8 protein-coding genes are annotated in these 6485 nt (G+C 71.0%); 4 read left to right on the top strand and 4 right to left on the bottom strand.

From position 1 onward, the window contains the following. Positions 1-662 (bottom strand): YhjD/YihY/BrkB family envelope integrity protein (locus E1286_RS29265; RefSeq protein ID WP_132617576.1); only part of this gene is annotated, 662 nt, incomplete at its 3' end. 92 nt (positions 663-754) lie between these two features. After that, on the bottom strand, positions 755-1612 hold the full coding sequence (locus E1286_RS29260; protein ID WP_132617574.1) for a haloalkane dehalogenase: 858 nt from the start codon (positions 1610-1612) through the stop codon (positions 755-757). A gap of 90 nt (positions 1613-1702) precedes the next feature. Between E1286_RS29260 and E1286_RS29255 the strand changes: the two genes are divergently transcribed. The 4 genes from E1286_RS29255 to E1286_RS29240 all read left to right on the top strand — a co-directional run bounded on the left by E1286_RS29255 (position 1703) and on the right by E1286_RS29240 (position 3986). Further along, entirely contained in the window at positions 1703-2170 is a 468-nt protein-coding gene (locus E1286_RS29255) for a MarR family winged helix-turn-helix transcriptional regulator (protein WP_132617572.1), read from the top strand. A 69-nt stretch (positions 2171-2239) separates the two neighbouring features. After that, positions 2240-3430 carry a helix-turn-helix domain-containing protein gene (locus tag E1286_RS29250; RefSeq protein WP_132617570.1) on the top strand — a complete coding sequence of 397 codons (1191 nt, stop codon included), beginning with the start codon at positions 2240-2242 and terminating at the stop codon, positions 3428-3430. Positions 3431-3516: 86 nt separating this feature from the next. After that, on the top strand, positions 3517-3705 hold the full coding sequence (locus E1286_RS29245; RefSeq protein ID WP_132617568.1) for a hypothetical protein: 189 nt from the start codon (positions 3517-3519) through the stop codon (positions 3703-3705). Then, positions 3702-3986, top strand: a complete 285-nt coding sequence (locus E1286_RS29240; RefSeq protein WP_132617566.1) for a hypothetical protein — start codon at positions 3702-3704, stop codon at positions 3984-3986. The genes E1286_RS29245 and E1286_RS29240 overlap by 4 nt, the downstream gene beginning before the upstream one ends. Before the next feature lie 115 nt (positions 3987-4101). Here E1286_RS29240 and trpS read toward each other — a convergent pair whose 3' ends face one another. Both trpS and E1286_RS29230 read right to left on the bottom strand, forming a co-directional pair. Continuing rightward, complete coding sequence (gene trpS, locus E1286_RS29235) at positions 4102-5103, bottom strand: tryptophan--tRNA ligase (RefSeq protein WP_187368236.1); 1002 nt, start codon at positions 5101-5103, stop codon at positions 4102-4104. 14 nt (positions 5104-5117) lie between these two features. Then, a complete protein-coding gene (locus E1286_RS29230) occupies positions 5118-6431 on the bottom strand; it encodes a hemolysin family protein (protein WP_132617562.1) in 1314 nt (437 codons plus the stop codon). Between the last annotated feature and the right edge of the window lie 54 nt (positions 6432-6485).

Here is a 6485-nt window from a genome sequence, read left to right as displayed (position 1 = left end):
ACCCAGCCCAGCAGGATCAGGAACATGAGCCAGTCGGCCGCCACGCTCGCCGCCATCCCCGCGGCCCTGAGCCCGAGCGCGGCCAGCACGGAATCGCCGCCGAACAGGAAGTGCAGCACCCGGTCCGTGGCCGCGGTGGCGAGCCCGGCCACGCCCACGGACGCGATCAGCGTCACGCCGAGCATGACGATCGAGGCCAGGTCGCGCAGCTTGCCGACGAAGAAGTTCGCCTGCGGGGTGGTGTCCATCGCCATCTGCCGCAGCGCCCCGCGCAGCGCGTCGAGGGCGCCGAGCCCGGCGTACAGGAGACCGAGGAGCCCGATGATCCCGGCGGTGGCCTTGGTTCCGGCGATGGCCGCGAGGTCGAGCTGGGAGGCGATGCCGGGCAGGCGTTCCGCGACGGCCCGCTGCAGGGCCTCCCTGGTCTCCTCGCTGGCCGCCACCACGTACCCGAGCACCGCGTACGACAGCGCCAGCAGCGGGAAGAAGGACAGGAACGCGAAGTAGGTGACCGCGCCCGCCAGCCGGTCGCCCGACTGGAGCTGGTAGCGGCGCACGGTCCGGATCAGGTGGTCGACGGACGGCCGCCGCACCCGCCACTCCTCCACCCTGCCGCGGGCCCGCGCCTTCACGGCCGCGACGCGCTCGGTGAGACTCTCCATCACGCCCTCTCCCTCGGGGCCCTGCGTGGTGGATCACCTGCCCACAAGCCGTGCCGACACGCACCGCGACCGGAAACGGCCCGTACGCGGCTCTACAGCCCGTGTCTGGCGGCCCAGGAGGCGAGGGCGGCGGCGATGTCCCCGGGACGGTCCTCGGGGGCGTGGTGGCCCGCTGGGCCGCAGTGCTCGGTCTCCAGGGCCGCGATGTTCCGTGCGCACCAGGACGCCATCTCCTCGCCGATCATCAGCGTCGGCGAGGAGTCGAAGGTGAGCAGCAGCTTGGGCACGTCGTCACTGCTCGCCAGCCACTTCCCCGACGCCTCGACGGAGCCCGCCACGTCGGCGGGCTCGCCGTCGAGCGGCAGCGAGCGCGCCCACTGCAGCAGCGGCCGGCGGCTCTCTCGGGTCGGGTAGGGCGCCAGGTAGGGTTGGATCTCCCGCTCGCCGAGGGGCGTCAACACGCCTCCGGTGAACGCGGTCTCCACGAGGAAGTTCCCGTCGAGCACCAGCGACTCGCCCTTCGGCCCGCGGATCAGCTCGGTCCGGGCGCGCGGGCCGTCGCCGAGCTCGTCCAGGCTCACGCCCCGCACGATCGCCTCCATGAACGCCACGCCGCGCACCCGGCCGGGGTGGCGCGCCGCCCAGTCGAAGGCGAGCGCGCCGCCCCAGTCGTGCCCGACGAGCACCACGTACTCCAGACCGAGCGCGTCGAACCAGGCGTCGAGGTAGCGGGCGTGGTCGCCGAACCGGTACGGCACGTCCGGCTTGCCGGAACGGCCCATGCCGATGAGGTCGGGCGCGAGCAGCCGCCGCCCGGGCCGCGCCACGCCGGGCAGCACGCCGCGCCACAGGTGGGACGAGGCCGGATTCCCGTGCAGGAACACGAAGGGGGCTCCCTCCCCCGACTCTTCGTAGTGCATGTGCGAGTCGAGCACGTCGACAGCAGGCATGATCCCTCAAATCGTTCGAGTGACTAACGTTCGTCGCGCTAACGAAAGCTACATCGTTAGTCGCACTAACGCAACGGTAGGATCGCCGCCATGACGGACCCCATGGATCCGCAGGAGACCCCGGCACCGCTGCGGACCCTGCCCAGCCGGATGTTGATGATCGTCGCGTCGCACGCCGACCGGATCGTGAGCGAGGGCCTGGCCACGGCGGACGCCCGTAAGTGGCACTACGCGGCACTCGTGGCGCTGCGCGAGTCCGGCCCCATGAGCCAGGCGCAGCTGAGCAGGCGCACCGGCATCTACCGCAGCGACCTCGTCGCCGTCATCAACGAGCTGTCCCCGCGCGGCTTCGTCGAACGCGCGCCCGACCCCGGCGACCGCCGCCGCAACGTCATCACCATGACCTCCGCCGGCCGCGGCCACCTGGAACGGCTCGACAAACTGATCGCCGACCTCCAGAACACCCTGCTCGCGCCTCTGAGCGACGCCGAACGTGAGGAATTCACGCGTTCGCTGGGCCGGCTCCTGGCCCATCACACGCGCCCTGAGCTGCGCTGAAACCATGGCGGCCGGGCACCGCGCGGCCTAGCCTGAAAGCCCTCGGGACCGATCCGGAAGGCGGTGCGCATGCCCGAAATCACCACCGGTCAGATGATCAGGCTCCAACGAGAGCGCCGAGGCATGAGCACCACCGCGTTAGCCACGCAGTCCGGCTGCACCCCCCGGCACATCGAGCTCATCGAGCACGGCAAACGCACCCCCTCCCTCACCCTGCTGCGCGAGATCGGCAAAGTGCTCGGCGTCCGCACCGCCGTGCTGCTGGGCGAGACCCCGCGCGACTCCCACGAGCCGAGCAGGCCGCAGATCGGCGACATCGAGCGGGCGCTGTTCACCTGCCGCTCGGCCTCGCCCGACATCGAGCCGCCCGACGCCGAGCAGCTCGCCGAACGCGTCGCGGCGGCGCGCAACGCCTGGTTCACCTCGACCCGGCGCTACTCGATCCTGATGGCCGCGCTGCCGTCCCTGATCATCGACACCGAGACGCTGGTCCTCGACCGCGCCCCCGCCTCCTACCGGGTCGCCACCGACGCGTACGTGCTGGCCAGAGCCGTGCTCAAGCACCTGCGGCGGGTGGACCTGGCGCATCTGGCGGCCGACCGGGCGATGCGCTTCGCCGAGGAGTCGGCCGACCCGCTGATGATCGCGTGGGCGTACTGGAACCTGGGGCAGTCGATGCTCGCCGACGACATGCACCAGATCGCGTACGACGTCGCCCGGCGGGCCATCGAGCAGCTCGAACCGCACGTCGGCGACGGCGACGAGCGTCACCTCAAGGCGCTCGGCGCGCTCCACCTGCTCGCCGCCGTCGGCGAGGCTCGCGCGGGCGACGACGACACGGCCAGGGAGCGCGTACGCGGCCCCGCGGCTCGGCTCGCCGAACGGGTCGGCGACTCCTCCGGCGGCTACGACCAGGCGTTCTTCGGGCCCACCAACGTCGCCATCCACATGGCCTGCATCGAGACCGACACCGGGCACCCCGACACGGTGCTGCACATCGCCGACGACATCGACCTGCGCCGCATCCCGTCCGTGGAGCGGCGCGCCACCCATCTCGCCGACGTGGCGCGGGCCTGCGAGGATGTCGGCGACGACGCCGCCAGCCTGCTCCACCTGCTGCGGATCGAGCGCGAGTCTCCGGAGGAGCTCGACCACAAGCTGCTGCTGCGGGAGATGGTCCGGTCACTGGCACGGCGGGCGCGGCCGTCGTGGGCGCCCGAGGTGCGCCATCTGGCCGAACGCCACGAGATCCCCATCTGAGCGAACAGAGAGTTCGGATCACGCGAACGAAGAGTTCCTTCGCCCGAGTTCGTCACGGACAGGCGTCGAGGTGCCACGCTGCGTTCATGACCAGCACGCCTACTGCCGACGTCGTCATGGAACGCCTTCTCCGGGAGGCCGCACGCGAGTTCCCCGGGTGGGCGTTCGAACGGGACCAGCACGGGTGGACCGCCGCCCGCGGCGAGGTCCGGCTCACCCGGCCCACCCTGGCCGCCCTGCGTGCCCTGCTGTGCCTGCACCGGGGCGCCCGATGACCGGCCTGAGCCTCGGCTCGTCCGCCGAGGACTGGCGCCTGGTGGAGCGGCAACTGCACGTCCTGCGAACCACGTACCCGGCATGGGACATCCGCTTCCGCTCCGACGTCCCCGCCGGCGGACGCTGGACGGCCGTACTCGGCCGCCCGCTCACGGCGCAACTCGCGGCCGGCGGCGTACGCAAACGCCTGGCCGCCCCCGACGCCATCACCTTGGCCTCCGCCCTGGCCCACCACACCACCCTCCTCCACGCCCGCCGCCGCCCGGCCTGGCCCGCCTGACCAGCACAGGCCCTCAGCGTCGCAGCGGTCCCTCGCAGGGACAGCATGCAGCGCTGCTGAGGTCACCCACAAGGAGAAGGCCCGGACAGCGTCCGGGCCTGGAGAGGGCGGAAGGCTACGCGGGCAGGAAACCCACCCGGTCGCGGACCATCTCCATCGTCTGCCTGGCCACCTCGGACGCGCGCCGCGCGCCGATCGCGAGCATGCGGTCGAGCTCGGCCTCGTCGGACAGCAGCTTCTCGGTGCGCTCGCGGATCGGCGTGAACGCATCGACCACGGCCTCGGCGACGTCCTTCTTGAAGGTGCCGTAGCCCTGGCCCTCGTAGCGGGCCACCAGCTCGGGGATGGGCGTGCCGGTCAGCGCGGACTGGATGCGCAGCAGGTTGGAGATGCCGGGCTTGTTCTCCTCGTCGAACAGGACCTCCGAGCCCGTGTCGGTCACCGCGCGCATGACCTTCTTGCGCAGCGGGCCGGGCTGCTCCAGGACGTCGAGGATGCCCGCCGGGCTGGAGGACGACTTCGACATCTTGGCCGACGGGTCCTGCAGGTCGGTGATCTTCTCGACCTCCTTGAGGATGTGCGGCTCGGGCAGCGTGAACGTCTCGCCGAAGCGGTGGTTGAAGCGCTGGCCGAGGTCGCGCGTGAGCTCGAGGTGCTGCTTCTGGTCGGCGCCCACCGGGACCCGGTTGGCCTGGTACAGCAGGATGTCGGCGGCCTGCAGGATCGGGTAGGTGAACAACCCGACACTGGCCGCGCTCTCGCCGTACTTGGCGGACTTGTCCTTGAACTGGGTCATGCGGGCGGCTTCGCCCATGCCGGTGAGGCAGATCAGCACCCAGGCCAGCTCGGTGTGCTCGCGCACGTGCGACTGCACGAACACGGTGGACCGCTCGGGGTCGAGCCCGGCGGCGAAGAGCTGGGCCGCGGCCACGCGGCTGCGGCGGCGCAGCGCGTCGGGCTCGGTCGGCACGGTGATCGCGTGGAGATCGACCACGCAGTAGAACGCGTCGTGGGTCTCCTGCAGAGTGACCCACTGGCGGACCGCACCCAGGTAGTTGCCCAGGTGGAAGGAGTCCGCGGTGGGCTGGATGCCGGAGAGTACACGAGGTCTGGCCATAGCAGGCAATTGTGTCAGGAGTTCTGGTCGGGAGGCGACTCGATCGCCGGACGGCGCTTCACGCGTACGCGCGAGATGCGCCGGCCGTCAAGCTCGGTGACGGTGAGCTCGAAGCCGGAGAACTCGACCCGCTCCCCCTGCACGGGCACGTGCCCCAGCATGGCCATGACGAAACCGGCCAGCGTCTCGTACGGGCCATCCGGCAGGCGGATGCCGGTCTCGGTGGCGAAGTCGTTGAGGTTGGTCAGGCCGTCGATCTCGATCTCGCCGGCGGGCAGGACGACGATGTGCTCCTCCAGGTCGTACTCGTCCCTGATGTCGCCGATGAGCTCCTCGACCAGGTCCTCCAGGGTGACGATGCCGGCCGTGCCGCCGTACTCGTCGACCACGATGGCGAGGTGCTGGCCCTCGTCGCGCATCTCGTTCAGCGTGGCGAGCAGCCGCTTGGACGCGGGCACGAACTTGGCCGTCCTGATCGGCACGACCGCGCTGATCGGCTCTTTCCGCCCGGCCAGCTCGGGGGCGAGGAGGTCGCGGACGTGGACGAACCCGACGACGTCGTCGTACGTCTCCCGGTAGACCGGGAAGCGGGAGTGCGGGAGCGTGGCGGCCAGCCTGGCTGCCTCGTTCAGCGGCGTGTCCACCTCCATGAACTCCACCTCGGTGCGCGGCAGCATCACCTCCCTGAGCTGCCGTTTACCGGCGGCGAACACCTCGCCGATGAGCTTGCGCTCGTCGGCGGTCAGCTCGGTGTGGCCGACCACCATGTCGCGCAGCTCCTCGGTGCTGACCTCCTCGCGGTCGGCCTTCGGGTTGCCGCCGAGCAGCCGGACCACGCCGTCGGTGGACTTGGAGAGCATCCAGATGATCGGGCGCGACAGCACGGCGAGGCGGTCGAGGAACGGCGCCACGTACAGCGACAGGCCCTCGGCCCGCTGCAGCGCCAGCCGCTTGGGGGCGAGCTCGCCCAGCACCAGCGACACGTACGAGATGGCGAGGGTGACCAGCACCAGCGCCAGCACGGGGGCCACGGCCTCGGGCACCCGCCAGCCCTCCAGGACGGGCACGAACTGCGCCGCCAGCCGGTCGGCGCCGAACGCGGCCGACAACATGGTCGCCACCGTCACGCCGATCTGCACGGCCGACAGGAACCTGTTGGGATCATGGGCGAGCTTGGCCACGCGTTCGCCGCGGCGGCCACGCTTGGAGAGCTTGCGGACCTGGCTCTCCCGCAACGAGACCATCGCCATCTCGGCGGCGGCGAAGAAGCCCCCGATCAGGATGAAGAGCAGGACCAGGGCGATGTTTGCCGCGACGGTGTCGAACATGGTGGTTTGCAGCGTACTCGTCCGCTTTCCAGCGTATGCTGAACCGCAAGCCGT

The sequence above is a fragment of the Nonomuraea terrae genome (assembly GCF_004348995.1).
Classification (GTDB): domain Bacteria; phylum Actinomycetota; class Actinomycetes; order Streptosporangiales; family Streptosporangiaceae; genus Nonomuraea; species Nonomuraea terrae.
Note: the sequence above shows the minus strand (reverse complement) of the source record. Positions and strands in the feature narration are given on the sequence as shown.